The 26,382-nt window shown below is 49.6% G+C and carries 29 protein-coding genes; 24 read left to right on the top strand and 5 right to left on the bottom strand.

What is annotated here, in order from left to right:
- Window positions 1-5: 5 nt before the first annotated feature.
- A complete protein-coding gene (locus BKD12_RS02225) occupies window positions 6-1,292 on the top strand; it encodes an MFS transporter (RefSeq protein ID WP_070087701.1) in 1,287 nt (428 codons plus the stop codon).
- 73 nt (window positions 1,293-1,365) lie between these two features.
- Window positions 1,366-2,046, top strand: coding sequence for a D-lyxose/D-mannose family sugar isomerase (locus BKD12_RS02220; RefSeq protein ID WP_070087700.1), 681 nt, complete (start codon window positions 1,366-1,368; stop codon window positions 2,044-2,046).
- A 35-nt stretch (window positions 2,047-2,081) separates the two neighbouring features.
- On the opposite strand, the gene BKD12_RS02215 is transcribed toward BKD12_RS02220, so the two are convergent.
- The gene (locus BKD12_RS02215) at window positions 2,082-3,464 is read right to left on the bottom strand and encodes an MATE family efflux transporter (RefSeq protein ID WP_070087699.1); all 1,383 of its coding nucleotides are present in this window, start codon (window positions 3,462-3,464) and stop codon (window positions 2,082-2,084) included.
- Window positions 3,424-3,900 (bottom strand): MarR family winged helix-turn-helix transcriptional regulator, encoded by a 477-nt coding sequence (locus tag BKD12_RS02210; protein WP_070087698.1) that lies wholly within the window; start codon window positions 3,898-3,900, stop codon window positions 3,424-3,426. Before BKD12_RS02210 ends, BKD12_RS02215 begins: the two co-directional genes overlap by 41 nt.
- 195 nt (window positions 3,901-4,095) lie before the next feature.
- Here BKD12_RS02210 and BKD12_RS02205 point away from each other — a divergent pair, with 195 nt between their 5' ends.
- Together BKD12_RS02205 and BKD12_RS02200 are read left to right on the top strand one after the other, a co-directional pair.
- Window positions 4,096-5,268, top strand: coding sequence for an NAD(P)-dependent malic enzyme (locus tag BKD12_RS02205; RefSeq protein WP_070087697.1), 1,173 nt, complete (start codon window positions 4,096-4,098; stop codon window positions 5,266-5,268).
- 165 nt (window positions 5,269-5,433) lie between these two features.
- Window positions 5,434-6,048 carry a MerR family transcriptional regulator gene (locus BKD12_RS02200; protein ID WP_070087696.1) on the top strand — a complete coding sequence of 205 codons (615 nt, stop codon included), beginning with the start codon at window positions 5,434-5,436 and terminating at the stop codon, window positions 6,046-6,048.
- Window positions 6,049-6,129: 81 nt separating this feature from the next.
- Here the strand turns inward: BKD12_RS02200 and BKD12_RS02195 are convergent, their stop codons facing one another.
- Window positions 6,130-7,203: a M24 family metallopeptidase gene (locus BKD12_RS02195; RefSeq protein ID WP_070087695.1), complete on the bottom strand. Its 1,074-nt coding sequence runs from the start codon at window positions 7,201-7,203 to the stop codon at window positions 6,130-6,132.
- A gap of 147 nt (window positions 7,204-7,350) precedes the next feature.
- Between BKD12_RS02195 and BKD12_RS02190 the strand changes: the two genes are divergently transcribed.
- The 5 genes from BKD12_RS02190 to BKD12_RS02170 are packed head-to-tail and all read left to right on the top strand — an operon-like array spanning window position 7,351 to window position 9,924.
- Window positions 7,351-7,881 carry a flavodoxin domain-containing protein gene (locus BKD12_RS02190; RefSeq protein WP_070087802.1) on the top strand — a complete coding sequence of 177 codons (531 nt, stop codon included), beginning with the start codon at window positions 7,351-7,353 and terminating at the stop codon, window positions 7,879-7,881.
- A 33-nt stretch (window positions 7,882-7,914) separates the two neighbouring features.
- Window positions 7,915-8,415 (top strand): P-loop NTPase family protein, encoded by a 501-nt coding sequence (locus tag BKD12_RS02185; RefSeq protein WP_070087694.1) that lies wholly within the window; start codon window positions 7,915-7,917, stop codon window positions 8,413-8,415.
- On the top strand, window positions 8,412-8,789 hold the full coding sequence (locus BKD12_RS02180) for a DUF6483 family protein (protein ID WP_070087693.1): 378 nt from the start codon (window positions 8,412-8,414) through the stop codon (window positions 8,787-8,789). The genes BKD12_RS02185 and BKD12_RS02180 overlap by 4 nt, the downstream gene beginning before the upstream one ends.
- An 11-nt stretch (window positions 8,790-8,800) precedes the next feature.
- The gene (locus BKD12_RS02175; protein ID WP_070087692.1) at window positions 8,801-9,460 is read left to right on the top strand and encodes a DNA-3-methyladenine glycosylase family protein; all 660 of its coding nucleotides are present in this window, start codon (window positions 8,801-8,803) and stop codon (window positions 9,458-9,460) included.
- A 17-nt stretch (window positions 9,461-9,477) separates the two neighbouring features.
- Window positions 9,478-9,924, top strand: coding sequence for a cytidine deaminase family protein (locus BKD12_RS02170; protein WP_070087691.1), 447 nt, complete (start codon window positions 9,478-9,480; stop codon window positions 9,922-9,924).
- Here the strand turns inward: BKD12_RS02170 and BKD12_RS02165 are convergent.
- On the bottom strand, window positions 9,909-11,354 hold the full coding sequence (locus tag BKD12_RS02165; protein WP_070087690.1) for a pyridoxal phosphate-dependent decarboxylase family protein: 1,446 nt from the start codon (window positions 11,352-11,354) through the stop codon (window positions 9,909-9,911). The two genes, BKD12_RS02170 and BKD12_RS02165, sit on opposite strands and share 16 nt — an antisense overlap.
- 134 nt (window positions 11,355-11,488) lie before the next feature.
- On the opposite strand from BKD12_RS02165, the gene BKD12_RS02160 reads away from it, so the two are divergent.
- Genes BKD12_RS02160 through BKD12_RS02150 form a run of 3 tightly spaced genes read left to right on the top strand, consistent with a single transcriptional unit; the run spans window position 11,489 to window position 13,226 of the window.
- Window positions 11,489-12,424 (top strand): LysR substrate-binding domain-containing protein, encoded by a 936-nt coding sequence (locus BKD12_RS02160; RefSeq protein WP_070087689.1) that lies wholly within the window; start codon window positions 11,489-11,491, stop codon window positions 12,422-12,424.
- Window positions 12,425-12,472: 48 nt separating this feature from the next.
- The gene (locus BKD12_RS02155) at window positions 12,473-12,979 is read left to right on the top strand and encodes a nitroreductase family protein (protein WP_070087688.1); all 507 of its coding nucleotides are present in this window, start codon (window positions 12,473-12,475) and stop codon (window positions 12,977-12,979) included.
- A gap of 10 nt (window positions 12,980-12,989) precedes the next feature.
- On the top strand, window positions 12,990-13,226 hold the full coding sequence (locus tag BKD12_RS02150; protein ID WP_070087687.1) for a hypothetical protein: 237 nt from the start codon (window positions 12,990-12,992) through the stop codon (window positions 13,224-13,226).
- On the opposite strand, the gene BKD12_RS02145 is transcribed toward BKD12_RS02150, so the two are convergent.
- Complete coding sequence (locus BKD12_RS02145; protein ID WP_070087686.1) at window positions 13,223-14,572, bottom strand: MATE family efflux transporter; 1,350 nt, start codon at window positions 14,570-14,572, stop codon at window positions 13,223-13,225. The two genes, BKD12_RS02150 and BKD12_RS02145, sit on opposite strands and share 4 nt — an antisense overlap.
- 222 nt (window positions 14,573-14,794) lie before the next feature.
- Here BKD12_RS02145 and BKD12_RS02140 point away from each other — a divergent pair, with 222 nt between their 5' ends.
- From BKD12_RS02140 to lysS, 12 genes are all read left to right on the top strand, one after another.
- Window positions 14,795-16,072 carry a M18 family aminopeptidase gene (locus BKD12_RS02140; protein ID WP_070087801.1) on the top strand — a complete coding sequence of 426 codons (1,278 nt, stop codon included), beginning with the start codon at window positions 14,795-14,797 and terminating at the stop codon, window positions 16,070-16,072.
- Window positions 16,073-16,195: 123 nt separating this feature from the next.
- A complete protein-coding gene (locus BKD12_RS02135; protein ID WP_070087685.1) occupies window positions 16,196-17,575 on the top strand; it encodes a TrkH family potassium uptake protein in 1,380 nt (459 codons plus the stop codon).
- A gap of 33 nt (window positions 17,576-17,608) precedes the next feature.
- Window positions 17,609-18,253 carry a potassium channel family protein gene (locus tag BKD12_RS02130; RefSeq protein WP_070087684.1) on the top strand — a complete coding sequence of 215 codons (645 nt, stop codon included), beginning with the start codon at window positions 17,609-17,611 and terminating at the stop codon, window positions 18,251-18,253.
- Window positions 18,250-19,050, top strand: coding sequence for a TrmH family RNA methyltransferase (locus BKD12_RS02125; RefSeq protein WP_070087683.1), 801 nt, complete (start codon window positions 18,250-18,252; stop codon window positions 19,048-19,050). Before BKD12_RS02130 ends, BKD12_RS02125 begins: the two co-directional genes overlap by 4 nt.
- A gap of 103 nt (window positions 19,051-19,153) precedes the next feature.
- Entirely contained in the window at window positions 19,154-19,597 is a 444-nt protein-coding gene (locus tag BKD12_RS02120; RefSeq protein WP_070087682.1) for an NfeD family protein, read from the top strand.
- Entirely contained in the window at window positions 19,591-20,529 is a 939-nt protein-coding gene (locus BKD12_RS02115; protein ID WP_070087681.1) for an SPFH domain-containing protein, read from the top strand. Before BKD12_RS02120 ends, BKD12_RS02115 begins: the two co-directional genes overlap by 7 nt.
- 14 nt (window positions 20,530-20,543) lie before the next feature.
- The gene (gene argF, locus BKD12_RS02110; protein WP_070087680.1) at window positions 20,544-21,545 is read left to right on the top strand and encodes an ornithine carbamoyltransferase; all 1,002 of its coding nucleotides are present in this window, start codon (window positions 20,544-20,546) and stop codon (window positions 21,543-21,545) included.
- Between the two features lie 11 nt (window positions 21,546-21,556).
- Window positions 21,557-21,886, top strand: a complete 330-nt coding sequence (locus BKD12_RS02105; protein ID WP_070087679.1) for a DUF6145 family protein — start codon at window positions 21,557-21,559, stop codon at window positions 21,884-21,886.
- A 7-nt stretch (window positions 21,887-21,893) separates the two neighbouring features.
- Window positions 21,894-22,664 (top strand): type III pantothenate kinase, encoded by a 771-nt coding sequence (locus tag BKD12_RS02100; RefSeq protein WP_070087678.1) that lies wholly within the window; start codon window positions 21,894-21,896, stop codon window positions 22,662-22,664.
- A gap of 68 nt (window positions 22,665-22,732) precedes the next feature.
- Entirely contained in the window at window positions 22,733-23,689 is a 957-nt protein-coding gene (dusB, locus tag BKD12_RS02095) for a tRNA dihydrouridine synthase DusB (RefSeq protein ID WP_070087677.1), read from the top strand.
- A 210-nt stretch (window positions 23,690-23,899) separates the two neighbouring features.
- Window positions 23,900-24,382 carry a transcription elongation factor GreA gene (greA, locus tag BKD12_RS02090; RefSeq protein WP_070087676.1) on the top strand — a complete coding sequence of 161 codons (483 nt, stop codon included), beginning with the start codon at window positions 23,900-23,902 and terminating at the stop codon, window positions 24,380-24,382.
- A gap of 65 nt (window positions 24,383-24,447) precedes the next feature.
- Window positions 24,448-26,382: a lysine--tRNA ligase gene (gene lysS, locus BKD12_RS02085; protein ID WP_070087675.1), complete on the top strand. Its 1,935-nt coding sequence runs from the start codon at window positions 24,448-24,450 to the stop codon at window positions 26,380-26,382.

Raw genomic sequence — 26,382 nt, 5'->3', positions numbered from 1 at the left:
TCAAAATGAAAAATAGAATATACGAATTGAAAGATTTTTACATTCTGTGGAGTACACAGGGATTGTCACAGCTTGGAAGTACGATGACAAATTTTGCGCTGACTCTTTGGCTGTATCAGGCTACCGGATCAGCGCTTCAGACGGCGCTTTTATCCGTCTGCTCTTATACGCCGTATGTCCTGATGAGCATTTTCGCAGGAGCGTTCAGCGATAAGTGGGATAAAAAGAAAACGATGCTGGTATGCGACACACTGGCAGCCTGCTGTACACTTTTAGTATTTGGATTGCTGAAGGCAGGCATATTGTGTCCCTGGCATCTGTACCTGTTAAATGGAATCAACGGACTTATGAATACGGTACAGAGTCCGGCCAGTGATGTGGCAGTGACCTTGATCACTCCTAGGAAATATTATCAAAAGACCAGCGGACTGAGATCATTTTCTAATTCTCTGATCACGATTCTTCATCCGATGCTGGCAACATCCTTCTATGCGTTTGGCGGTATGGATTTTGTGATTATGGTGGATTTGTGTACGTTCTTAATAGCATTTCTGGCGCTGGTGTTTGGAGTGAAGATTCCAGAAGCAGATAGAAATCGCAAAGAAGAAGAAAAACTGCTGGAGTCTGTGAAAGCAGGACTAAATTGCCTGAACGAACACAGGTTGGTACTTGTACTGATCCTATTTTTGGCAGGTGTGAATCTGGTGGCTTCGGCATTTGATGCGGTGCTTCCTGCGTTTATCCTGCCAAGAGAAAATGGAGGAGAGCGGGTCTTGGGGATTGTTACATCCTTTGGCGGGATTGCCATGCTGGCAGGAAGCCTTCTGGTGTCTGTACTGCCGGCTCCAAAAGACAGGATCCGTCTTATTGTGGTTACAATGATGATATCCCTGACTACGGATAATTTCCTGATGTCATTGACGAGAACACCGCTTATCTGGTGTATCGGACAAATATTAGGCTATACACCCGTACCTTTCATGAACGCCAGCCTGGATGTGATCGTAAGATCTACAATTCCAATAGAAATGCAGGGCAGAGTTTATGCCTGTCGGAATACCCTGCAGTTTTTCACGATTCCCGTAGGATTTCTTCTTGGCGGGGGGATGGTAGATCAGGTCTGTGAACCGTTTATGGCAAGAGCAGGAGCAGATAGTATTGCGGCAATGTTGTTTGGACAGGGAAAAGGTTCCGGCGCGGCAATGATGATCTTTCTGCTTGGATTGACGGGAATGACGGTTTGCCTGGTGTTCGGGAAGGTGTTGAAGAAGTACCGGTATCAAGAGCGGTAAAAGGGCGTATTAAGAAGAAATTATCAGCACATGTAGAGAGTGTGGTATTGTTGCAAAGAAAGGATGAACAGAAATGAAACGTTCAAAAATAAATGCAGTGATCCGGGATATGGAAACACTCATAAAGGCACACGGAGTTGAACTGCCGCCGTTTTGCAGCTGGACTCCGGAGGACTGGCAGCGGAAAGGGCACGAATACGATGAAATCAGAGATAATATGCTGGGGTGGGATATTACAGATTATGGCCTTGGCAGATTCGATGAGGTAGGGTTTGCGCTGATCACACTTCGTAATGGGAACATAAAGGATAGGAAATATCCAAAGACCTATGCTGAAAAGCTTCTTATGGTAAAGGAAGATCAGATGGCGCCAATGCATTTTCATTGGAATAAAATGGAGGATATTATCAACAGGGGCGGCGGAAATGTATTGATTACTGTATATAATTCTGATAAGAATGAAGGACTTGCCGGGACGGATGTTACAGTGTGCAGTGATGGCAGGAGATACACAGTCCCGGCAGGGACAAGGATACGTCTGACGCCGGGAGAAAGTATTACGATCTCACCATATCTGTATCATGATTTTCACGTGGAAAAAGGAACGGGAGCAGTTCTTTTAGGCGAGGTATCTATGTGTAATGATGATAAGAGTGATAATCGGTTTTTTGAGGCGGTGGGAAGGTTTCCAAAGATTGAAGAGGATGAGCCGGCGTACCGGCTGTTGTGTAATGAATATCCAGCGGCACAGTAATGAAAGCGGATCCAGGGGGGGATCCGCTTTTTCATTTAGCCTTCTTCGGCTTCCGCCCGCCGCATCTTCTTCATCTCCAGAGAAACCAGGACAACGGAGACAAGGAATGCGATACCGTCTGCGATAGGTCCAGCAAAGAGGATTCCGTCGATCCCGAAAAACAGTGGTAGAATCAGTACCAGCGGAATCAGGAAAAACACCTGCCTGGTCATGGAAAGCAGCAGGCCCTTCAGCGGCTTCCCAATAGCAGAAAAGAAATTGGAGGAGATCAGCTGTACACCATTTACGATAACCATAAATAAGAAGGTACGCATAAAATGAATGGCAAATTCGTAGTAAAGCTCGTCTCCCTTTCCAAACAGTGAAATGATCTGATACGGGAAAAATTGGAACAGGATAAACCCGATGGTGGAGATCACAAAGCTGCATGTAATGGCCAGCTTGTAAGTGTGCCGCACCCTTGGATACTGCCGGGCGCCGTAGTTAAACCCGATGATCGGCTGGGAGCCCTGGGACAGTCCGATGAAGAAAGCCAGCAGGATTGCATTTGTCTTCATGACGATGCCGCATGCGGCCAGTGGGATATCTTTTCCATAAACAGTCATGGCGCCATAATAGGTCAGAGAGTTATTCATGACCACCTGGACCAGAGTGATAGCTACCTGATTCAGACTGTTGCTCATGCCGAGAGTGGCCGTGGCGGTACAGTCTTTCAGGCGCAGCCGGAAATGTTCCCTGCGGAGCCGGACACTCTGGAATTTCCGGAGGTAAAGGATGGCTGCCAGGAAAGAGAAGAACTGTCCGATGATGGTTGCCCAGGCAGCGCCGGCAACGCCAAGCTGGAACACGAAAATAAAAATGGGATCCAGGATGGTGTTGAGGATGGCGCCGATCAGCATACAGGTCATGGAATACCTGGGACTGCCGTCTGCACGGATGAGGCTGCTCATACCGGTAGTGATGATCTGAAAAGGCATACCAAGGGCAATAATGCGGGAATAGGAGGCGGCATAGGGCAGATTCTCCGCTGTAGCTCCAAAAGCGTTCAGCATAGGATAAAGAAAGAGTTCGATCAGTACTGCATAGACGAGGCCAAAAAGGATCATCATGCAGACACCGTTTCCAACGACCCGGCATGCTTTTTCTTCTTCGCCGGCGCCAAGACTTAACGAGAAGCGGGAGGCGCTTCCGATACCGATCAGCAGCGAGAGAGCAAGGCAGATCGTGGTAAGCGGATAAGAAACATTTGTGGCGGCATTTCCCAGATAGCCGACGCCCTGTCCGATGAAGATCTGGTCGACGATATTGTAAAGGGAGCTGACCAGCGTAGCGATGATACTGGGGATTGCAAAGGTAGTAAGAAGAGAAGGGATGCTTTTATGTCCCAATGGATTTTGAGATGTCTGTATTTGTTCCATGATGCGGGTCTCCTTTCTGGCTGGTGAGAGCAACGGCTCTCAAAGCGGTTTCTTTTAGTATTTTCAGAAAAAGCTCTTTTTCGGACGGTGAGTAGCCGTCGAGTAATGTATCTTTAATATAGTCGAGGGCATCCAGAATCTGTCGGTTGGCCTCATATGCCTTGGCGGTTGGATACAGGCAGTTTTTCCGCCTGTCTTTCGGATCCGTTTCCTTGGAAATAAACCCGGAGCGGATCAGAGAATTTAGAGCCCGGGTAATATTGCTGGGATTTAGGTAGGTCAATTCAGTGAACTCTTCCTGAGTGATGCCGGGATTTCGGCAGATGACGGTAATATACATATGTTGACTGCTGTTGAGCCCCAGAGGAGCAAGCAGACGGTCCAGATATATTTTGGAATAGCGTTCCGCAATCGAAAGCCATTTTACAAGAATCATGTAATTCCTCCTGATTGGTTGTCTGTTTTCCGAAAATAAGTGTACCACAAAATATTTGCGCGCGCAATAAAAAGGCGGGGAAAGAGAAAGTGAAGGGGACAGAGGACGTATTTTTCTGAGATAAACAGTGAAAAATGCGGAGGGTTGTGCTAAAATAGGGAAGTACAATATTTAAGCAATCATCAGGAGGGAATCATGGACTACGGAAAAGAATCATTAAAAATGCACTATGAATTAAAGGGTAAGATTGAAGTTACCAGCCGGGCAGCGGTGGATTCTAAAGAGGCATTGAGTCTTGCCTATACGCCGGGAGTTGCCGAGCCGTGTCTGGAGATCCAGAAGGATCCGAGCAAAAGCTATGATCTGACCAGACGCTGGAATACAGTAGCAGTCATTACAGACGGAACAGCGGTCCTTGGTCTTGGAGATATCGGACCGGAGGCAGGTATGCCGGTTATGGAAGGAAAGTGTGTGCTGTTCAAGGAGTTTGGCGGCGTAGATGCGATCCCGCTCTGCGTAAGATCCAAAGACGTGGATGAGATCGTAAAAGCAGTCAGCCTTTTCGCAGGAAGCTTTGGCGGAATCAACCTGGAGGATATTTCCGCACCACGGTGCTTTGAGATCGAGAAACGGCTGAAAGAGTGCTGTGATATTCCGATTTTCCATGATGATCAGCACGGAACAGCCGTCATCACACTGGCGGGGCTGATCAACGCACTGAAATTAGTAGATAAGAAGATTGAGGACGTAAAGATCGTGACCTCCGGCGCCGGCGCCGCAGGAATCGCAATTATCAAGCTTTTGATGTCCATGGGACTGAAAAATGTGATCATGACTGACCGCAAGGGCGCAATTTACGAGGGACGTGAAGGGCTGAACCCGATCAAGGAAGAGATGGCGAAGATCACAAACTTTGAGCATCAGAAGGGAACTCTGGAAGATGTGATCAAAGGAGCGGATGTGTTTATCGGCGTATCTGCACCTGGAACGCTGACGCAGGATATGGTCCGCTCTATGGCGGACAAGCCGGTAATCTTCGCCTGCGCGAATCCGACACCGGAGATTTTCCCGGATGAGGCGAAGGCTGCCGGGGCAGCAGTCGTATCCACCGGACGTTCCGATTTCCCGAATCAGGTCAACAACGTGCTCTGCTTCCCGGGAATTTTCCGCGGAGCGCTGGATGTACGTGCCACCGATATCAATGATGAGATGAAGGTAGCGGCGGCATATGCCATTGCCGGACTTGTCAGTGATGAAGAACTGAATGCAGACTATATCCTGCCGGCAGCCTTTGATCCGCGTGTAAAAGATGCGGTTGCGAAAGCAACAGCAGAGGCAGCGGTGAAGAGCGGAGTGGCAAGGATTTAAGCATCGGAGCCATGTCTGTATAGAATATATGAGGTGATACAGTACCGCAACATCATCCGATGGGTGATCTTGCGGTGCTTTTTTGAAAAAAAGTACTCTTTTTGCTTGACCTTCCAGCAGCTGGAAGGTGTTAGATAAAGGCAGGAAAGGAAAAGGAGAGTATCTATGACAATCAAAGAAGTAGAAGAAAAGGTCGGCATCAAGAAGACGAACATCCGATTTTACGAAGAAGCCGGACTCCTGAGGCCAGAGCGCAGCAAAGAAAATAATTACCGGATCTATTCTCAGGCGGATGTGGACATTCTGGAGAAGATCAAATTTTTACGCAGCCTTGGAATCTCTGTCGAAGACATCCGCCGGCTGGAACAAGAAAAGGTTTCTTTTAAAGAACTGATGGATCAATATGTCGAAAAACTACAGAAAGAAAAAGAAGAAAAAGAAAAGTCAATAGATCTCTGTCAGGAACTCTCCCGATCAGACCAGACTTTCCTTAGCCTGGACCCCGCTGCCGTTTGTGCGGAGGATATCTGGAAAGCAAAAGGAGGAGATATTATGAGAACTGACCGGATCAGACAGATCAGCAAATTGCAGGAAAAAGATAAAAAAATTGTAGACTTCATTGAGACGATAAGCGCAGTATTTTTAGGATTGTCCATTGTCCTGCTGGGCTCGGGATACCGGTGGCCGGTTTGGCTCACAATAGGGGCGGCGGCCGTGATGATTGGCGCCCATGCGGTGCGTTGCCGGATCCGCAGTAAGATTCACGGGCTGCAGAAATGAGCAAAAGGGGACAGGGGATATTGCGAACGGGGACGTACACCTATGCAATAGGTGTACGTCCCCGTTCACAGTTTGTTCACATTATCCTACGATGCGCCATTTCTTATCTACTTTGTTCAGAAGCTCGCAGCCGTCCTCGGTTACGAGTACCAGGTCCTCAATGCGGACACCGTGTTTTCCTTCCAGATAGATACCAGGCTCGATGGAGAAGATCATGCCAGGCTCAGCCACATTCTTGTTGATCGGGCTGACATCGCCGTATTCATGGTCTTCCTGGCCGATGAAGTGGCCCAGACGGATCTTCCAGTATTCGCTGTAACCCTTTTCATCGATGTAATCTCTTGCCTGTGCATCGATATCGCAGAAGCGTACGCCCGGTTTGATCACAGACTCAGCCCTTAATACTGCTTCGTGGACGATGTCGTGGATCTCGGTCTGCTCCGGATCTGCAGATTTGCAGTAGAAGGTACGGGTCATATCAGAGCAGTATCCCTGCCATACACAGCCCATATCGATCAGGATACATTCTCCTGCCTTCAGTGTGCGTGTTTCGCTTGGGATATGATGCTGATCAGCAGCATTTGGTCCAAAGCATACGATGGTGTCAAAGCTTGTTCCGCTTGCTCCGGCCTTCAGGTATTCGGAATCGATGAAGTCGGCGATCTCTTTTTCGGTCATGCCTTCTTTGATGAAATCAATGACTTTTTCCATAACGGCGTCATTGATTTCAGAAGCCTTCTTCATGATGGCGATTTCTTCCTCGTTCTTTACGGCACGTACACCGTCTACACAGTCAGAGCCCCATACAGTCTTAAGCTCTGGCAGTTTCTCCTGAAGCGGGATGAGGAAGCGTGCCGGCCAGGTTTTGTCGATGCCAAGAGGTACGGATGGATCGATCTGGTCAGCAATGATTGAAATCTGATCTTCCATATCGGAGAACCAAACCTCTTCAAAGCCGGTATCTTTTACAAAGTACAGATAGTTTAAAAGCATTGTGTGCTTTCCGCTTGTACGAAGGATCAGGGCATATAATCTTTCCCCCGGATTTACCATGATTCCTGTCAGGAAGCGTATACTGAGCGGATCAGAAACGATCAGCTGAGTGATACCTTTTTCCTCCATTTTTTTTAATACGCGTGAGATTCTTTCGTTCATTTTGAAAATGCTCCTTTCGTAATATCAGTGCCGGTCTGAACCGGCACTGTAGCGTATGAATATATTATAGCACAATGTGGAGGTCGACTCCAAGATATAGATATGATAAAATATGCTCGTAACAGGAAAAGTATGGAGGGACCGGATATGGGCAGAGGGATCATTCTTTATCAGTCAAAGTATGGAGCAACGGCGAAGTATGCAAAGTGGCTGCAGGAGTGTACGACCTATGATATAGCCGAGACAAAGAAGGCAAGAGCAGAGACTGCAGCTGGTTATGATGTGGTGATTTTATGCGGAGGCATCTATGCGTCTGGAATCGCAGGGCTTTCTTTTCTGCGAAAAAATAAAAAGGCTCTGCAAGGGAAAAAGATCGCCGTTTTCTGCGTCGGAGCGTCACCTTATGACGAAAAAGCGCTGGCTGAGATTAAGGCGCATAATCTGAAGGAAGATCTGAAAGACATCCCGGTCTTCTATGGAAGAGGAGCCTGGGATGAGGCGTCGATGACGCTGCCGGACCGTACCATGTGCCGGATGCTGCAAAAGGCGGTGGCAAAGAAGGACCCGTCAGAATATGAGCCATGGATGTCCGCCCTGATGTGTGCCGCAGGAGAAACCTGCGACTGGACGGACCGGAAATATCTGGAGCCACTGCTTTTGTATCTAAGACAGGAATAAGAATGGAAAAATGGCAGGATAAGGAGAGACAGAATGGAGAGAGCTATAGTCATCGGGAGTCCTGGAGCCGGAAAGAGTACATTCGCAAGGAGATTAAGGGATGCATCCCAAATTCCGCTCTATTATCTGGACATGATATGGCATCTGCCGGACCGGACCAATGTTTCCCGGGAAGAATTTGATATGCGGCTTCAGGAGATCCTCGCAAAAGACCGATGGATCATAGACGGCAACTATCTGAGGACAATGGAAGCAAGGATCGCGGCCTGTGACACGATTTTTCTGCTTGATTATCCTGTGGAGCTTTGTCTAGAGGGAGTGGAAGAAAGGATTGGGAAGCCACGGACGGATATGCCCTGGGTGGAAACGGAGTTTGATGAAGAGTTCCGGCAGTGGATTCTGGATTCCCCGAAAGAGCAGCTCCCGAAAATATATGAATTGCTGGAAAAGTACAGTGGCCGGGGAAAGGAAATTATGATTTTCCGAAAAAGAGAGGAAGCCGAAGAATTTTTGCAGGGGAGAGAAGAAAGATGATTGAAGATAAAGACTATATTATGAGACTGACCCATGAAGTGGTCCGGACATTGATCCGCCTTTTGTTTCAGAAAGATATAGACAAGGACGAAGAAGCAGGTGTCTCCGCTGAGATGGCGGTCCGGTACAGGGAGCTCCTTGCCATGATAAAAGACGGGCAGGTCAATGAGGCGGAAAATCTTCTGCTGGATGAGATGGATCCGGACAACCCGGCTTATTTTGAACTGGGGCTTTTATTTTATGAGAAGCTGGGAGCGCAGACAGAGGAATTCCTGGAAAGCCATAATTATACGCAGGATGAAGTAGTGGAAGGGCTGAAATACTTTGTGGACTGCTACGGATATGGAGATCTCTGGGATACCATCAGCAGATAGAGGAGGGGCATATGGCGGAAATGATCAGATTGGATATAGATTCAGATGCGATCCGGTACCTGTGCGGGAAGGACAAAAGGCTTGCCAGGGTGATCGAGATGGTGGGGCCTCTTACATATACCCCGTATCAGGACAGCTATTCTTTTATCGTGAATCAGATCATCGGGCAGATGTTGTCCAATAAAGTGAGAGATGTGATCTATGGAAGGCTGATAGACCGCTGCGGCGGAGAGGTTCGCATGGAGACTGTGGGGAGACTGACAGATGAGGAAATCCGTTCTATCGGGATCTCGGGTGCGAAAGTCCGGTACATACGGAGATTCACAGAAAGTATGAAAAGTGGAGAAATTGACTTCGCAGGGTTTTCACAGATGTCTGATGAAGAAATTATAAAGCAGCTGACAAAGCTTCCGGGCATCGGACGCTGGACGGCAAAAATGTATCTGATCTTTTCTCTGGACCGTCCGGATGTACTGCCGGTGGAGGACGTGGCGTTTCTGCAGGGATATCAGTGGACGTATAAGACCGATGATGTTTCACCTGCCGCTGTCCGGAAAAAGTGTAAAAAGTGGAGCCCCTATGCATCTATAGCCGCCCGGTATATGTACCAGGCGCTGGATCTGGGGTTTACAAAGCAGGAATTTCACCTGTACGGTGGCGGGAAAAAATAGGGAAGAGGAAAAGAAGCATGGATATCTGGGAAAAAATGTATTTGAAGGCAAAAGAGGAATACCGTCCCCAGGAGGTGACGCCGTTTTTGTATGCACATCATGTGGTATGTGCGCTGGAAAGTGAAAACGGGGAAATCTACACGGGATTCTGTGTGGAAAGCTGCTGCGGGGTCATGGATCTTTGCGCGGAGCGTGTGGCAGCTCTCAATATGTATGTAAACAGCGGACAGACCGTGATCAAGCGGCTGATCGTATTCCGGGACCAGGAGCCCCGTGAAGGAGGAGATGACATCCCGTGTCTCGCATGCCGGGAGTTCCTCCTTCAGTTGTCTCCTAGAAATAAGGATATAGAGATTATGACAGACTACCCTGAAAGAAAGGTAAAACGACTGGAAGAGCTGGTGCCTGACTGGTGGGGCTGGAAAAGATACCGTGAATCCGGCCAGGATCAGGATGCAAACTGATCCATGGCGGAAGGCTGTATCTTAGACCGCTGTTCATAGTAGTAGTCATTCAGGCGGCGGACGATCTGCCGCATATCCGCCTGGGTCGTATCCGGGTGGATGGCGCAGATACGGAGTACCTTTTTGCCATTTAGCTCTGTGGTGAATATACCGGCAAAGCCGCTGGCGATGATCTCTCTCGAAATCCGGAGGTTCAGTTCATCTTTCTGCTTTTCGGTAAGTCCTGCCGGGGCATAGCGGAAATTAAGGGTAGCAAGTCTTGCCGGGGATACGATCTCTACATCCCGGTTTTTCAAAAGTTCCTGCTGGGCACATTCCGCAAGGTGGAATCCGTGGGCAATGGCGTCGCTGACGGCGCTGCTGCCCATGACCTGCAACGTGATCCACAGCTTCAGCCCTCTTGCCGGACGGGTCAGCTCGACACCTAAGTTCCAGGGATTTAAATATTCTTCCTCAGTATCCAGATCCTTTAAATATTCCGGATGGGAGTGGAAGGTTTTCACCATATTGCTTTTATCATTCACCAGGACCATACCGCAGCCATAGGTCTGGAACAGCCATTTGTGGGCATCCCAGCTTAAGCTGTCTGCCAGCTCAATTCCTTTCAGCAGATGACGGTACTGCCGGCACAGGAGTACGGAAGCACCGAATGCTCCATCTACATGCATCCAGATGTGGTGCTTTTTGCAGATAGCAGAAATCTCCACAAAAGGATCCACACTTCCGGTATTGATGGTTCCGGCGCTGGCGATGACAGCGAAAGGAAGAAGTCCGTTTTCTAAATCTTTCTGGATGGCCTGTTCAAGATGCCGGACATCCATACGGAACTCTTCGTCTACGGCAATCTTTCGGATATGGCTGTCAGGGATTCCGATGATGTGGAGGCCTTTTGCAACAGAGCTGTGTGTCTGTTCCGATACATAGGCGGTGCCTAAATGCCAGCGGTTTTCGCCAAGGATCTTGTCCCGTGCGATGGTAAGCGCTGTCAGGTTGGCCATGGATCCGCCGGAAACAAAGAGGCCGCCCGCCTGTGAGGAAAAGCCTGCTTTCTGGCAGAGCCATGCAAGCAGCTCATTTTCTATCGTACAGCCCGCCGGGAAATTCGCCATACTTCCGGCGTGGCGGTTAAAAGCGGAGGTCATAATATCTCCGAGCCAGGAAAGCTTTGAAGCGGTGCTCGGTACAAATCCCAAGAAGCGGGGATGCTCAGAACGATAGCCGTAAGCGTAGACCTGTTCTGCCATTTCTGTCACCACCTCTTCAGGCAATCGTCCTTTCTCCGGAATTCCGATTTCCTTCAGATGCTTAAGATGCGAGGAAGTTGCATCTGCGATCACATCCTGTTTTTCCGGATTCTTGCTGCGGGCAAAGAAATCATGGATGAATTCTTCGGTCACCTGTTCTAATGTCTTTTCTTTTGTTGTGTTCATCGTGTACGACTCCTTTACTGATATATTTATGATTGAATTCTTGTTTTCTTTCGGTTCTTATAGTATCATTCTCTCAGATATTTGTTAAATTCATAGATTTCATACATATATGAAAATATTTAATAGGAGGAAGTATGGAATTCCGAAATATTATTACGTTCCTGAAGGTGGCGGAACTAAAAAATTTTTCAAAAGCGGCAGAGAAGCTTGGATACTCTCAGTCTGCAGTCACTGTCCAGATAAAGCAGCTGGAAAAGGAGCTGGGGACCCGGCTGTTTGAGAGAGTGGGGAAAGGCGCTGTACTGACTGAGAGCGGGCAGGACTTTGTTTTTCATGCCAATGAAATTCTGAATACGGCAAAGCAGGCCGTGGATGCAGTAAGGGGAAGCGAAAAAAAGCAGAGTGAACGAGAAATCACCGGTGTGTTGCGGGTGGGGAGCGTGGAGTCTGTTTCCACGGCACTCCTGCCGGAGATTTTGATGGAATTTCACAGGATATGCCCGCAGGTAGAAATCGTGGTGCACACATCCAAAAGAGATGTGCTGATTGAAGAAATCCGCGGCAACAGTCTGGATCTTTTTCTGACGCTGGAAAAGAAGGCGGATTATCCGGGGCTGGTGAGGAAAATCCTGCACAGAGAGGAGATCATTTTTATCCGTCCAGGGAAGCCCCTGCCCGGAATGGAGAAGTATGTCTCAGAGGAGGGGCTGCTTCCGCTGGAGGATCTGGTGCGTCTGCCCTTCGTGCTGACAGAACGGGGGGAGAGTTACCGGTATGAGCTGGAACGGATTCTGGCAGAGAGAGATCTGCGGGTGGAGGCACAGCTGGAGATTGGGAATACAGAGACTATCGTGCACATGGTGGAGGCCGGGTTTGGCGCCTCTTTCCTGCCCTTTTTCTCGGCCAGGCATGCCATTGAAAAGGGAACTGTAAGACAGGTGAAAACGGAGCTTTTGACGTTGTCAATGTGGATACAGATGTATTATCATAAAAATAAGTGGATCACGCCCCAGATGGAGGCGTTCCTTGCAGTGGCAGAAAAGTATTTTCAGCAGAATGTGTGTGAATGACATTCCGTATGGAAATGAAACAGAAATGGAAGGAAAGGAGACGTAAACATGAATGTAACAGAAGCAATCAGAAACAGAAGAAGTATCCGGAAGCTTCAGCAGGGCGTCCAGATTCCCCAGGAGGACCTGGACCTGATACTGGAGGCTGCTATGATGGCGCCCAGCGCACGTAATACAAGACCCTGGGAGTTCGTGGTGGTGGAAAACCGGGAGATCCTGGAAAAATTCCGGGATATCCAGCCCTATACCGGGATGATGAAGACGGCTTCTCTGGCCATCGTAGTGTGTGGACGTCCGGAACTCCAGGAAGGCGGAAACGAGTTCTGGCCCCAGGACTGTGGAGCCGCCATTGAAAATATCCTGCTTCAGGCGCTGGAACTGGGGTATGGAACCTGTTGGTGCGGGTTTTATCCGGTGGAAGATCGGGTAAAAGGCTTCCAGGAACTGCTTGGGGTGGAAAGTATCCCGGTGGGAGCAGTGGCCGTGGGCATTGCAGAGGAAGCTCCGGAGGCCAGGGGATATTATGATAAGAGCCGGGTGAAGTACATTAAATAGGGAGTGGATCATGTTGACGAAAGTAGGACAGTTATTCGAAGAAGAAAAGCTGGAGTACGCGAAAAAGGCGGTAGAGGAAGCAGTACTTGAGGTGAGGAAAGAAGCTGAGGAAGCAACCGAAAAAGAAAAGAGAAATACAGCGGCAAAACTGCTGAAAAAAGGGTTTTCAACAGCAGAGATTCTGGAGATTATTGAAGGCATGACGGCGGAAGAGGTGGAGAAGCTTCGGGGAGCCAAAAGGGATTAAGCTTCGGCGCTGTCAGCCTGATGAAGCTCCCTCCATACTTTCCGGAGGATGATCGCGGACAGGACGGCAGCCAGGACAGCGGTTCCTGCCATGTTCAGCCAGATGCCGTTCAATCCGAGCGGCCATAAGAGAAAGACCAGCAGCACCGGAAATACCAGGGCGGTGGATACGGAGATCATTGATGCTGGTACTGGCTTTTCGATGGCCAGCATATAGCTTTGAGTGGCAAAGGAAAACCAGCGGGTCACGTAAGTGAGGGCAAAAAGTTTCAGTGCTGTGTTTGAAAGCTCTATAATATCGGAAGCTGCATCGGTCACAAACAAACGGATGATCTGATCCGGGAAACCGGCGATCACAAATACGGACAGGATGGAAACCACAGAGCTTGCCGCAAAGCAGCATTTCTCGATGGCACGGACCCGGGAAAATTTCCGGGCGCCCCAGTTGTAGCCCACTGCCGGCTGCAGAGAATCGCACATGCCGTAGAGAAGCGGCTGAATGAAGCCCTCTGCAAACATCAGAACGCCGTAGACAGATACGGCAGTTTCTCCGCCGAGGCGGACCAGGATCGCATTCATAAGGATAGAGGTGATCCTTCCGGCGATATTATTTAAAAAGTTAGGGCTTCCGCAGGCAATGATCTGACGGAAGATACCTTTGGAAAAGCGGGGGCGGCAAAAACGAAGAAGCGCCTTCCCGCGCAGAAAGGGAATAAAAGCAATCACGGCACAGATCATCATTGCGGCAGACACCGCCAGCGCAGCTGCCCAGACGCCCCAGTGGAAAACAGCAAGGAACAGAAATTCCAGTACCATGCTTAAGACAGACATCAGGATATTTAAAAGCATGCTGCCCCGGATATATCCGCAGATCCGAAGATAATTGTCAAGGGCGAACACTGCGGTGGTAAGCGGCGAGCACAGGGCATACACCCGGAGATATTCAATCGCCAGTCCGGCAAATTCGCCGTCCGCACCCATCAGGCGGATCAGGAGCGGCGCCAGCAGAAATAAAATGCCTCCGATCAGGATCCCTGCGGCAAAGATCAGGATACAGGCACAGGTGAAAATATTATTTGCCTCTTTTTCTTTTCCGGCGCCAAGAGCGATAGAGATCGGCACTGCCGAGCCTACGCCGATTAGGTCCGCCAGAGAAAAATTGATGACGACAAAGGGCATGGCCAGATTAATTGCGGCGAACGCAGTAGCCCCCAGAAACTGTCCGATGAATACCCCGTCAATGGTCAGATACAGCGCGCTTGCCAGCATGCTGACGGCGCCTGGAACTGAAGCAAGGAAAAACAGCTTCAGCGGCGGTGTTTTTGAAAATAATTCTACAGAATCCATAGGTCCTTTCTATACCTCTCTTCCTAACTTAACTTCCCCTATATTGATAAAATGATACTTATTTTGAGAATCGGCGCAGGAGCAGTATAGCACAAGTGCCTGCGGGAGACAAGGAATACAATGAGCCGTGGACAAATGAGGATGGATATATTATACTGACACTAAATGGGCCAGGCAGAGTCTCTGCGGGCCCTTTATCTAAAAAAAATAGCAGGAGGCATTATGGACAGAAACGAGCAGCTGTTTACATTTATAGAAGAGAGTCCTTCGCCCTATCATGCAGTCCGGACGATCAGCCGGACGCTCCTGGAAGAGGGATTTCAGGAACTGAAGGAACAGGAGTGCTGGCAGTTAAAGGCCGGAGGAAAATACTATGTGACCAGGAACGGATCCTCGCTGATCACATTCCGGATTCCGGAAACAGAGGCCGGAGGATTTCGGATCGTGGCGGGGCACAGTGATTCGCCATGTTTTAAACTCAAGGAACGTCCGGAGATAGATGTGGAAGGGCAGTACGTGAAATTAAATGTGGAGCGGTATGGAGGAATGATCATTTCTTCCTGGATGGATCGCCCGCTGTCAGTGGCCGGCCGCGTAGTGGTAAGAGAGGAAGGAAAGCTTAAGACTCGTCTGGTAGATTTTAAGCGGGACGTCTGCATGATCCCAAGTCTTGCGATCCACATGAACAGAGACGGGGAGCAGAATCAGAAAACAAAGATCCAGAAAGAGATGCTCCCATTATATGGAAGTAAAACGGCGGACGGCAGTCTTCTAAAGGAAATTGCAGACTGCGCCGGGGTGCGGCCGGAGGATATCCTGGGAAATGATCTGTTCCTGTATAACCGGATGAAAGGCCGGGTCTGGGGAGCGTCCGGAGAATATATTTCCAGTGGCAGACTGGATGACCTGCAGTGTGTCTTTGCTGGTTTCCAGGCATTTCTGGCAGCGGAAGCGGACGATCAGATTCCGGTGCTTTGCGTATATGATAATGAAGAGGTGGGAAGCACTACCAGACAAGGGGCCGCGTCTACGCTGCTTCTGGACACGCTGCTGCGCATCAATGAGGCGCTGGGACGTACGCCCGGACAATACCGGCAGGCGGTGGCGGGAAGCTTTATGCTGTCTGCGGACAATGCACATGGAGTGCACCCGAACTATCCGGAAAAGGCATGTCCTACCAACCGTCCCTATCTGAATGGGGGCGTAGTCCTGAAGTTCAGTGCCAACCAGAAATATACTACAGATGCTGTGTCGGCGGCACTGGTTCGGGAACTCTGCCATAAGGCAGGAGTCCCCTGTCAGACTTATGTAAATCATTCAGATGTCCCGGGAGGGTCTACGCTTGGGAATATCTCTGCAAATCAGGTGGCGGTCAGGACAGCGGATGTGGGGCTTGCGCAGCTTGCCATGCACTCTTCTTATGAAACAGCCGGATCGGAGGATACTGCATATATGATCCGGATGATGAAAGAGTTTTTTCAATGCAGAACAGACGGGTAAATCTAAACAGTTTCTGAGCGGATAAGCAATTGACAAATGCAGGGGGCAGTACCAAAATGTATGCAGGTATCAGCCCTGCTTCTTTGGGGCATACCACAAAGCATAGAAAAGGAGACAAAATATATGCATCGCAAAAAATGGAGTATCCGATGGGATACCATGAAGATACTTGTCTTTGGTTTTTTGGGAGTTATATTTCTGGGAGGCTTTCTTTTATGGCTTCCGGTATGTAACAGACAGCCGATTGCGTTTATGGATGCTTTGTTTACTTCTGTGACGGCGGTTTGCGTGACAGGGCTGGTAACTATTACACCGGCAGTACAGTTTACGCTTCTTGGGAAGGTGATCCTTCTGATCCTGATCCAGGTCGGCGGTCTGGGAGTCATAGGATGTGCTACTGCATTTTTTCTGATACTGCGAAAAAAAATCACAGTAAAGGAGCGGGTGGTTCTCCAGGAAACCTATAATATGGATAAGCTGGGCGGAATGGTCGGTATGGTAAAAAAGGTCATTATCGGCACATTTGTAGTAGAGGGAGCGGGAGCATTGTTCTATTCCTTTCAGTTTGTGCCGGAGTATGGAGTGATCCGCGGAATCTGGTATTCTGTGTTTCATTCGATTTCTGCCTTCTGTAATGCGGGCATTGACATCCTGGGGTCTGGAAGCTTCACAAAATATGCCGGGAATCCGCTGATCAACATTACAACAATGCTTTTGATCATCCTGGGGGGCCTTGGATTTACAGTATGGTTTGATGTAATAGGAAACGGAAAGAAAATCTATAAGCATGAAGTGCCGCGTAAATGGTGGTTCACCCGGTTAAAGCTGCAGTCGAGGCTGGTCCTTCTTGCGACGGTTTCCCTGATCGTGCTGGGAGCTGTTTTGGTATTTGTACTGGAGTACCGGAATCCAGATACGCTGGGCGGAATGTCTCTGGGAGAAAAAGTAATGGCATCCTTTTTCCAGTCTGTTACGAACAGAACCGCCGGGTATGCTACCATCTCGCAGTCAGGACTTCATACAGAAACAAAGCTGGTGAACAGTATTCTGATGTTTATCGGAGGGTCGCCGGGAGGAACTGCCGGGGGCGTAAAAACAACGACCTTTGTTATGCTGTTTTTAGGCTGTATGACCTTTGTCAAGGGCGGTAACGACATTGAATGTCTGGGGAGAAAGATATCTACGGAAAACTTCAGGAGTGGGTTTGCTGTTACTGTTCTGGCAGTTTCCGCATATCTGGTCGGAATCTTTCTGATCCTGACTTTTGAATCGGACCAGATTGCTGCGATTGATGTGATCTATGAAGCGTCATCAGCAATCGGAACCGTGGGGCTGACGGCGGATCTGACGCCGAATCTGACGAGGCTGAGCCAGGCAGTGCTGATGATATTGATGTATATCGGACGGATTGGACCTGTAACTTTGATGCTGGTATTTGCCGGGAAGATGAATCCGCGGGATAAGATCCGCGAGCTGCCTAAGGAAAGGATCATGGTCGGATAATCACAGAGTGAGAAGATAGGAGGAGTGAATATAATGAAAAAGCAATATGCGGTTTTTGGTTTGGGAAGCTTTGGGGAAAGCGTGGCAATAACTTTGCAGAGCCTGGGATGTGAGGTTGTGGCTGTAGATAATCATATGGAGCGGATCGAGGAGATTGCGAGTAAAGTTTCCTATGCGATAAAGGCGGATGTAGGAGATCCGGAGGTGATCAGATCTCTTGGGACCAGAAATCTGGATGGAGTCGTGGTAGCTGTTGCAGACGATATGGAGGCCAGTGTGATGGCTACGCTGGTTTCCAAAGACCTGGGTGTCCCGTATGTGCTTGCAAAGGCAAAGACAGAGCTGCATGCGAAAGTCCTGCAGAAGATCGGGGCGGACGCGGTGATATTTCCGGAGATGGAGATGGGCGCCAGAGTTGCGAAAAACCTGATGTCTGCGAATTTTGCGGATTGGATTACGCTGTCGGATGACTACAGCATTATGGAGACTATGATTCCGAAGCACTGGGTAGGCCAGTCTCTGCAAAAACTGGATGTGCGGAAGCATTATGGGGTGAATGTGGTAGGAACGAAGCTGGGAGATGAGGTAGAGGTCAATCCGGATCCGGCAAAAGCGCTGGAAGCGGGGACAGTTCTGATCCTGGTAGGGCATAATGAGGATCTGGAGAGGATAAAATGATCACAAGTACATCAAATGCAAAAATCAAACGGATCGTGCAGCTGAGAAAGAAGAAAAAGGCGCGGGATGCGGAAGGCGTGTTTCTGGTAGAAGGGATCCGTATGTTTCGGGAAATCCCGGAGAAGCTTCTTCAGGAAATTTATATATCAGAAAGCTGTGAAGGAAAAGAGGGGAAAGAGATCCGCCGGCGCGCATCAGCATGCGGGATCCGGCCGGAGCTGGTATCGGACGGAGTATTTGCCTATCTTTCCGATACACAGACGCCGCAGGGGATCCTGTGCGTGGTGGGGCAGCTTTCCTACAGTCTGGAAGAGGTTGCTGACGCCTCGTGCCCGCATATGCTGGTGCTGGACCGTCTGCAGGACCCGGGCAATGTGGGAACGATCCTTCGGACTGCGGAAGGCGCAGGCGTTACAGGCATCCTGCTGGATGGCGAGTGTGCGGATATTTATAATCCCAAGACGATACGGTCTACGATGGGATCCATCTTCCGGATGCCGTTTTATTACATCCAGGACCTGGAAGAAGGGATCCGCTACCTGAAAAAACGGGGAATCTGTACCTATGCGGCGCACCTGGAGGGAAAACGGGCATATGACGAGGAGGATTACCGGAAGCCGTGCGCCTTTCTAATAGGAAATGAGGGCAATGGCCTGAGACCGGAAATCGCAGACCTTGCGGATACCTACATCCGGATTCCTATGGCGGGAGAGGTAGAGTCCTTAAATGCGGCTATCGCTTCAGCGGTCCTGATGTTTGAGGCGGGGCGGCAGCGAAGAAGCAGGACTGCGGAATGAGGAAAGCAGGAGGATGACAAGGGAATGAATTGCTTTCTGCCATAAAGTATAGTAAGATAAGGAGAAAGTAATACTATACTATAATGCGTAAGGAGAGATGCCTATGCAGACAATTTATTGGCTGGTACTGTTCGTGATCCTTCTGATCATTGAGATCCTTACCATGGGGCTTACGACGATCTGGTTTGCAGCGGGAGCGCTGGCGGCCTTTCTGGCCGGATGGCTGGGATTTGGGCTTGCTGTTCAGATAGTGGTATTTCTTGTGGTGTCGGTAGTACTGCTTTTGCTGACCAGGCCGATCGCGGTAAAGTATTTTAACCAGGAGAGGCAAAAGACCAATGCGGAGAGTCTGATCGGGCAGCAGGGCCTTGTGGTGGAAGAGGTAGACACCATCCATGCCAAAGGTGTTGTGGAAGTCAAAGGTCAGGAGTGGTCGGCAAAAACAGACGAACCAGATGGAAGGATCGCTAAGAATACAGTAGTCGTTATTGACGGGATTCAAGGCGTACATCTTATAGTGAGAGCGAGGGAGGAAAAGACATGTTAGGAAGCATTTTAGGAATCATTTTACTGGGCATTGTGATAGCAATTCTGATTTCCTGTGTAAAGATTGTAAAACAGGCGCAGGCGCTGGTAGTGGAAAGACTGGGAGCTTATCAGGCGACCTGGGGGACCGGTCTTCATTTTAAGATTCCGATCATCGACCGGGTGGCAAGAAGAGTAGATTTAAAAGAGCAGGTGGTAGATTTTGCGCCACAGCCGGTAATCACAAAGGATAATGTTACCATGCGGATTGATACGGTTGTCTTTTATCAGATCACGGATCCGAAGATGTTCTGTTATGGAGTGGCAAACCCGATCATGGCTATTGAAAACCTGACGGCGACCACCCTCCGGAATATCATCGGTGATCTGGAACTGGATCAGACACTGACATCCAGAGAAACGATCAATACGAAAATGCGGGCGTCTCTGGACGTAGCAACGGATCCATGGGGTATCAAGGTTACTCGTGTAGAGCTTAAAAATATCATTCCTCCGGCGGCAATCCAGGATGCAATGGAGAAGCAGATGAAGGCAGAGCGTGAGAGACGTGAGGCGATCCTTCGGGCCGAAGGTGAGAAGAAATCTACCGTTCTGGTAGCAGAAGGACATAAGGAATCTGCGATCCTGAATGCAGAGGCCGATAAGCAGGCGGCAATCCTCCGGGCTGAAGCGGAAAAAGAGGCTACCATCCGTGAGGCGGAAGGTCAGGCCGAGGCAATCCTGAAGGTGCAGCAGGCAACGGCGGATGGTATCCGTTTCCTGAAAGAAGCTGGTGCGGACGATGCGGTATTGACGATGAAGAGCCTGGAAGCTTTTGAAAAGGCGGCGGATGGAAAGGCAACGAAGATCATTATTCCATCCGAGATCCAGGGCATTGCAGGGCTGGTAAAGTCTCTGACAGAAGTGGGCGCGAAGGAAGAAGACACGAAATAAGGGAGCGATAGGCAATGAATTTAATAGGAAGAAACTTTTTGACACTCAAGGATTTTACTCCGGAGGAGATCACCTATCTTCTGGATCTGGCAGCTGACCTGAAGGAGAAAAAGAAGCAGGGGATTCCCGTGGATGATTACCGCGGGAAGAACGTTGCTCTGATCTTTGAAAAGACCAGCACCCGCACCAGGTGTTCCTTCGAAGTCGCGGCCCATGATATGGGAATGGGTACTACATATTTAGATCCCAAAGGATCTCAGATCGGGAAAAAGGAAAGTATCAAGGATACCGCCAGAGTTCTGGGAAGGATGTATGACGGTATTGAATACAGAGGATTTGGCCAGGAGATCGTAGAAGAGCTGGCAAAATATGCAGGTGTTCCGGTGTGGAACGGACTGACCAACGAATATCATCCCACCCAGATGCTGGCGGATCTTCTGACGATCCGGGAGCATTTTGGAAAGCTTAAGGGTATCAAACTGGTTTACATGGGAGACGCACGGTATAACATGGGCAATTCCCTGATGATCGCCTGTGCCAAAATGGGGATGCATTTTGTGGCCTGTACGACAGGAAAATATTTCCCGAATGAAGAACTGGTGGAGACCTGTAAAGGCTATGCTAAAGAGAGCGGCGGGACGATCACGCTGACGGAGGACGCCATGGCAGGCACAAAGGATGCAGACGTGATCTATACAGACGTGTGGGTATCCATGGGTGAGCCGGACGAGGTATGGGAAGAGCGTATCCGGGAGCTCAGTCCGTATAAGGTGACAAAAGAAGTTATGCAGAATGCAGGAGAGAAGGCAATCTTCCTTCACTGTCTGCCGGCGTTCCACGACCTGAAGACCACGATTGGAAAAGAAATCTATGAGAAATACGGCATCCAGGATATGGAAGTCACCGATGAGGTTTTCGAATCGGAACAGTCCAAGGTCTTCGATGAGGCGGAGAACCGGATGCATACGATCAAGGCCGTGATGGCGGCAACGCTGGAAAAGAGCAGGAAAGCTTAGGAGGAACTGGCATGTATGAAGAAAAGGTGGTGCTCTGCGGCGCCAATTCTTATACAGAGAAATATTATCTGAACCCGGATTTTGAACAGCTTCCGGATGATATTAAAAATGAGCTGAAGATCATGTGCGTGCTGTATGTCCATGATGTGGGGGGAATCCTGACGCTGGTATATGAAGAGGATGGGAGTCTGTGCTTCGAGGTGGCTTCGGAGGAAGGCGATCCCATGTTCGATGATATCGGCAGTGCGCTGAAGATCAAAAAGCTCCAGACGGAGAAGCAGGATCTTCTGGAGTCCCTGCAGTTATATTACCGGGTATTTTTCCTGGGGGAGGAGTTATAGAAAGATTATGTTGCTTGTCATAGACGTAGGAAATACCAATATTACGCTTGGCGTATTCCGGGGCGAGGAGATTCTTGGCACCTTCCGCATGAAGTCCAAGCAGCCACGCACGTCCGATGAATACGGCATTACGCTGCAGGAGTTGGTGGAGCGGCACGGGATCCCAAGCAGTGAGATCCATCATGTGATCATCGCATCAGTAGTGCCGGATATCATGCATTCCCTGGGAAGCGCTATTATCAAATATTTTCATATCAAGCCGGTCGTAGTATCGGCAGGGATCCGGACCGGAATCCGGATCGTCACGGAAAATCCCAGGCAGGTAGGGCCGGACCGGATCGTGGACGCCGTAGGCGCTTACACGCTGCACGGTGGACCGGTGATCGTGGTAGACTTTGGCACTGCCACAACCTATGACATCATCGGACCGGACGGCACCTTTGAGGCAGGGCTTATCGCCCCCGGCCTTCGGACCTCAGCCCAGGCGCTGTGGGGCGAGGCCGATATGCTGCCGGCCATTGAGATCAAAAAGCCATCGTCCATCCTGGCAAAAGAGACTGTCGCCAGCATGCAGGGCGGCCTTTTGTACGGCCAGGTGGGGCAGACCGAGTATATCATCCGGCGCCTGAAAGAGGAATCCGGCTACACAGACGCAAAAGTAGTGGCAACCGGAGGCCTGGGCAAGATGATCGTGGCAGAAACTGATGTAGTAGATGTGTACGATCCACAGCTGACACTGAAAGGGCTGCGGATCATATTTGAGAAAAATAGAAAGTAAAAAGTGACGGGGGACGTACACCTTTGGCGTTGGAGTACGTCCCCAATCGTCACTAAGGGTGTCCCCAAATGAAGATAGGAAACGTAAAACTTGCGAATCCATACATTCTCGCCCCGATGGCGGGAGTGACTGACCGCCCGTTCCGGCTGCTCTGCAAGGAGCAGGGAGCGGGACTTTTGTGTATGGAGATGATCAGTGCGAAGGCACTGCAATATAAAAATAGAAATACAAAGGCGCTGTTGTCCATTGATCCCAGAGAGTATCCGGTGTCGCTGCAGCTGTTTGGCTCGGATCCTAAGATCATCAGCGAGCAGGCGAAGGCGATCGAGGAATTGCCGTTCCAGATCCTGGATATCAATATGGGCTGCCCGGTGCCGAAGGTTGTGAAAAACGGCGAGGGATCTGCGCTGATGAAGAATCCGAAGCTGGTGTATGAGATCGTGTACCAGACGGCGCGGGCCATTGAAAAGCCGGTGACGGTAAAGATCCGGAAGGGCTTTGACGAAACTTGCGTCAATGCGGTGGAGATCGCCCGGGTGATCGAGGAAGCCGGGGGCGCGGCTGTGGCGGTGCATGGACGGACCAGAGAGCAGTATTATTCGGGCCAGGCGGACTGGGAGATTATCCGCAAGGTGAAAGAGGCCGTCTCCATCCCGGTGATCGGCAACGGTGATGTGACCTCCGGAGAGAAGGCATTAAAAATGAAAGAGGAGACCGGCTGCGACGGGATTATGATCGGCCGCGGCGCCCAGGGAAATCCCTGGATATTCCGGGATCTTCTGGAATATGAACGGACCGGGCAGATGCCGGGCCGCCCTTCGGCAAAGGAGCTGAAGGAGACGATGCTGCGTCACGCCAGGCTCCAGATCGAGTTCAAAGGCGGTTACTTAGGAATCCGGGAAATGCGCAAGCATGTGGCCTGGTATACGAAAGGCCTGCCGGGTTCTGCGAAGCTGCGTGATGAGATCAACCAGGTGGAATCCTACGAAGAGCTGGAAGCGCTTCTGGATGAAAAAATAACCTAGAGAACCGATAATAAAAGAAGCAAGTCCGACATATACTTTATCATGCTGATCGGCACAAAAATGTTGACATGGCAGATGTGTTTCTGTATAATAATGAAATTGTGAAAGTATCTTTAATTTCAATAATTTTATGCATGTCTGAGCATACAAAAAACCAATTTCTTTCGGTTAACATATAAAAAGAAAGTGTGAAAAGGGAAGGGAAAGACGATGGAAGCAAAGAAAAAATTATTGACTTATGCAGGCTTACAGGCTTTGGAGGACGAGCTGGAGCATCTGAAGGTTGTAAAGCGAAAAGAAGTCGCCGGCAAAATCAAAGAAGCAAGAGAGCAGGGCGACTTGTCTGAAAATGCAGAATATGATGCTGCAAAAGACGAGCAGCGTGATATAGAGGCCCGGATTGAAGAGCTGGAAGGCATCCTGAAAAATGCAGAGGTTGTCGTAGAGGATGAAGTAGACTACGATAAGATCAACGTAGGATGTACCGTCAAGGTATTTGATGTGACTTTTGACGAGGAAATGGAATTTAAGATTGTAGGCTCCACAGAGGCCAACAGCCTGGAAGGAAAAATTTCCAACGAATCTCCGGTAGGACAGGCCCTGATCGGGAAATCTGTGGGCGATGTAGTAGATGTAGAGACACAGGCAGGAGATATCCAGTATAAAGTGCTGGAGATCAGCCGTTCAGCGTAAAAGGTAAAAAGTAAAAGGGTCAGCCGCCGCCTTTTTGGCCGCTGGCACAGGAAGGATGAGGATTCATGGGAGAGCAGCAGAAAAAAGGACAGGAGCAGGATGTAAATCAGCTCCGCAAGGTTCGCCGGGAAAAGCTGGCAGACCTGCAGGCAAACGGGAAAAATCCATTTGAGATCACGAAATATGATGTGACCTGTCATGCAATGGATGTGAAAGAGAATTACGAGGAAATGGAAGGGAAGCAGGTGTCCCTGGCCGGACGTGTCATGCAGAAGCGTGTGATGGGAAAGGCTTCCTTCTGTAATATTCTGGATCAGAGTGGAAACATCCAGTCCTACGTGGCAAGAGACAGCGTAGGCGAAGAAGCATACAAGGATTTCAAAAAACTGGATATCGGAGATATCGTGGGAATCGAGGGTGAAGTTTTCAAGACTAAGACCGGTGAGATTTCCATCCATGCCTCTGCAGTGAAGCTTTTGTCCAAGAGTCTTCAGATCCTGCCGGAAAAATATCACGGACTGACCAATACTGATATGCGCTACCGTCAGAGATATGTGGACCTGATCATGAATCCGGATGCAAGAGATACCTTTATCAAACGTTCAAAGATTTTAAGCTCTATCCGCAGATATCTGGACGGGCAGGGATTCTTAGAGGTAGAGACTCCGATGCTGGTAAGCAATGCAGGAGGAGCTGCCGCAAGACCGTTTGAGACACATTTTAATGCATTAAATGAGGACTTTAAACTCCGTATTTCTCTGGAGCTGTACTTAAAGAGACTGATCGTAGGCGGACTGGAAAGAGTCTATGAAATCGGCCGTGTATTCCGTAACGAGGGTCTGGATACCAGACATAATCCAGAATTTACCCTGATGGAGCTGTACCAGGCATACACAGACTATAACGGAATGATGGATCTTACCGAAAATCTGTACCGCCATGTAGCGCAGGAAGTTCTGGGAACCACCACCATTACCTACAATGGTGTGGAAATGGATCTGGGGAAACCGTTTGAACGGATCACTATGGTGGATGCTGTAAAGAAATATGTCGGTGTGGACTGGAATGAAGTCAAGACCACGGAAGATGCAAAGAAGCTGGCGGACGAGCATCATGTAGAGTATGAGGAGCGTCATAAGAAAGGTGATATCTTAAGCCTCTTCTTCGAGGAGTTTGCGGAAGAGCACCTGATCCAGCCGACATTTGTAACAGATCATCCGATCGAAATCTCTCCGCTGACCAAGAAGAAACCGGAGAATCCGGAATACGTGGAGCGTTTCGAGTTCTTCATGAACGGCTGGGAGATGGCAAACGCGTACTCCGAGCTGAACGATCCTATCGATCAGAGAGAGCGTTTTAAGGCACAGGAAGAACTCCTGGCACAGGGAGACGAGGAAGCCAATACCACAGATGAGGATTTCTTAAATGCATTGGAAATCGGTATGCCGCCTACAGGCGGAATCGGATTTGGTATCGACCGGATGTGTATGCTGTTGACAGACAGCGCTGCGATCCGTGACGTGCTTTTGTTCCCCACAATGAAGTCACAGGGCGCTGCAAAGAACGAGGCAAACAACGCAGCCCAGACCACAGTCCGGGCAGCGGAGGCGCCGGCGGTGAAGATCGACCTGTCCAAGGTGAAGGTTGAGCCGCTGTTTGAGGAGTTTGTTGATTTTGATACCTTCAGTAAGTCGGATTTCCGGGTTGTGAAGGTGAAAGAATGTGAGGCGGTTCCCAAGTCCAAGAAGCTTCTGAAGTTCCTTCTGGACGACGGATCCGGCGAGGACCGGGTGATCTTAAGCGGGATCCACGATTACTATGAGCCGGAGGAACTGGTGGGCAAGACCTGTATCGCCATCACAAATCTGCCGCCCAGGAAGATGATGGGCATTGATTCCTGCGGTATGCTGATCAGCGCCGTGTATGAGTACGACGGCCATGAGGGGCTGAACCTTCTGATGGTGGATGACAGTATCCCGGCAGGGGCGAAGCTGTACTAG

The sequence above is a fragment of the Merdimonas faecis genome (assembly GCF_001754075.1).
GTDB classification, from domain to species: domain Bacteria; phylum Bacillota; class Clostridia; order Lachnospirales; family Lachnospiraceae; genus Merdimonas; species Merdimonas faecis.
Note: the sequence above shows the minus strand (reverse complement) of the source record. Positions and strands in the feature narration are given on the sequence as shown.

What these genes read in the sequence shown, in the direction of transcription:
- BKD12_RS02225 (WP_070087701.1), top strand. Translation starts at nt 6, where the DNA reads ATGAAAAATAGAATATACGAATTGAAAGATTTTTACATTCTGTGGAGT.
- BKD12_RS02220 (WP_070087700.1), top strand. Translation starts at nt 1,366, where the DNA reads ATGAAACGTTCAAAAATAAATGCAGTGATCCGGGATATGGAAACACTC.
- BKD12_RS02215 (WP_070087699.1), bottom strand. Translation starts at nt 3,464, where the DNA reads ATGGAACAAATACAGACATCTCAAAATCCATTGGGACATAAAAGCATC.
- BKD12_RS02210 (WP_070087698.1), bottom strand. Translation starts at nt 3,900, where the DNA reads ATGATTCTTGTAAAATGGCTTTCGATTGCGGAACGCTATTCCAAAATA.
- BKD12_RS02205 (WP_070087697.1), top strand. Translation starts at nt 4,096, where the DNA reads ATGGACTACGGAAAAGAATCATTAAAAATGCACTATGAATTAAAGGGT.
- BKD12_RS02200 (WP_070087696.1), top strand. Translation starts at nt 5,434, where the DNA reads ATGACAATCAAAGAAGTAGAAGAAAAGGTCGGCATCAAGAAGACGAAC.
- BKD12_RS02195 (WP_070087695.1), bottom strand. Translation starts at nt 7,203, where the DNA reads ATGAACGAAAGAATCTCACGCGTATTAAAAAAAATGGAGGAAAAAGGT.
- BKD12_RS02190 (WP_070087802.1), top strand. Translation starts at nt 7,351, where the DNA reads ATGGGCAGAGGGATCATTCTTTATCAGTCAAAGTATGGAGCAACGGCG.
- BKD12_RS02185 (WP_070087694.1), top strand. Translation starts at nt 7,915, where the DNA reads ATGGAGAGAGCTATAGTCATCGGGAGTCCTGGAGCCGGAAAGAGTACA.
- BKD12_RS02180 (WP_070087693.1), top strand. Translation starts at nt 8,412, where the DNA reads ATGATTGAAGATAAAGACTATATTATGAGACTGACCCATGAAGTGGTC.
- BKD12_RS02175 (WP_070087692.1), top strand. Translation starts at nt 8,801, where the DNA reads ATGGCGGAAATGATCAGATTGGATATAGATTCAGATGCGATCCGGTAC.
- BKD12_RS02170 (WP_070087691.1), top strand. Translation starts at nt 9,478, where the DNA reads ATGGATATCTGGGAAAAAATGTATTTGAAGGCAAAAGAGGAATACCGT.
- BKD12_RS02165 (WP_070087690.1), bottom strand. Translation starts at nt 11,354, where the DNA reads ATGAACACAACAAAAGAAAAGACATTAGAACAGGTGACCGAAGAATTC.
- BKD12_RS02160 (WP_070087689.1), top strand. Translation starts at nt 11,489, where the DNA reads ATGGAATTCCGAAATATTATTACGTTCCTGAAGGTGGCGGAACTAAAA.
- BKD12_RS02155 (WP_070087688.1), top strand. Translation starts at nt 12,473, where the DNA reads ATGAATGTAACAGAAGCAATCAGAAACAGAAGAAGTATCCGGAAGCTT.
- BKD12_RS02150 (WP_070087687.1), top strand. Translation starts at nt 12,990, where the DNA reads ATGTTGACGAAAGTAGGACAGTTATTCGAAGAAGAAAAGCTGGAGTAC.
- BKD12_RS02145 (WP_070087686.1), bottom strand. Translation starts at nt 14,572, where the DNA reads ATGGATTCTGTAGAATTATTTTCAAAAACACCGCCGCTGAAGCTGTTT.
- BKD12_RS02140 (WP_070087801.1), top strand. Translation starts at nt 14,795, where the DNA reads ATGGACAGAAACGAGCAGCTGTTTACATTTATAGAAGAGAGTCCTTCG.
- BKD12_RS02135 (WP_070087685.1), top strand. Translation starts at nt 16,196, where the DNA reads ATGCATCGCAAAAAATGGAGTATCCGATGGGATACCATGAAGATACTT.
- BKD12_RS02130 (WP_070087684.1), top strand. Translation starts at nt 17,609, where the DNA reads ATGAAAAAGCAATATGCGGTTTTTGGTTTGGGAAGCTTTGGGGAAAGC.
- BKD12_RS02125 (WP_070087683.1), top strand. Translation starts at nt 18,250, where the DNA reads ATGATCACAAGTACATCAAATGCAAAAATCAAACGGATCGTGCAGCTG.
- BKD12_RS02120 (WP_070087682.1), top strand. Translation starts at nt 19,154, where the DNA reads ATGCAGACAATTTATTGGCTGGTACTGTTCGTGATCCTTCTGATCATT.
- BKD12_RS02115 (WP_070087681.1), top strand. Translation starts at nt 19,591, where the DNA reads ATGTTAGGAAGCATTTTAGGAATCATTTTACTGGGCATTGTGATAGCA.
- argF (WP_070087680.1), top strand. Translation starts at nt 20,544, where the DNA reads ATGAATTTAATAGGAAGAAACTTTTTGACACTCAAGGATTTTACTCCG.
- BKD12_RS02105 (WP_070087679.1), top strand. Translation starts at nt 21,557, where the DNA reads ATGTATGAAGAAAAGGTGGTGCTCTGCGGCGCCAATTCTTATACAGAG.
- BKD12_RS02100 (WP_070087678.1), top strand. Translation starts at nt 21,894, where the DNA reads ATGTTGCTTGTCATAGACGTAGGAAATACCAATATTACGCTTGGCGTA.
- dusB (WP_070087677.1), top strand. Translation starts at nt 22,733, where the DNA reads ATGAAGATAGGAAACGTAAAACTTGCGAATCCATACATTCTCGCCCCG.
- greA (WP_070087676.1), top strand. Translation starts at nt 23,900, where the DNA reads ATGGAAGCAAAGAAAAAATTATTGACTTATGCAGGCTTACAGGCTTTG.
- lysS (WP_070087675.1), top strand. Translation starts at nt 24,448, where the DNA reads ATGGGAGAGCAGCAGAAAAAAGGACAGGAGCAGGATGTAAATCAGCTC.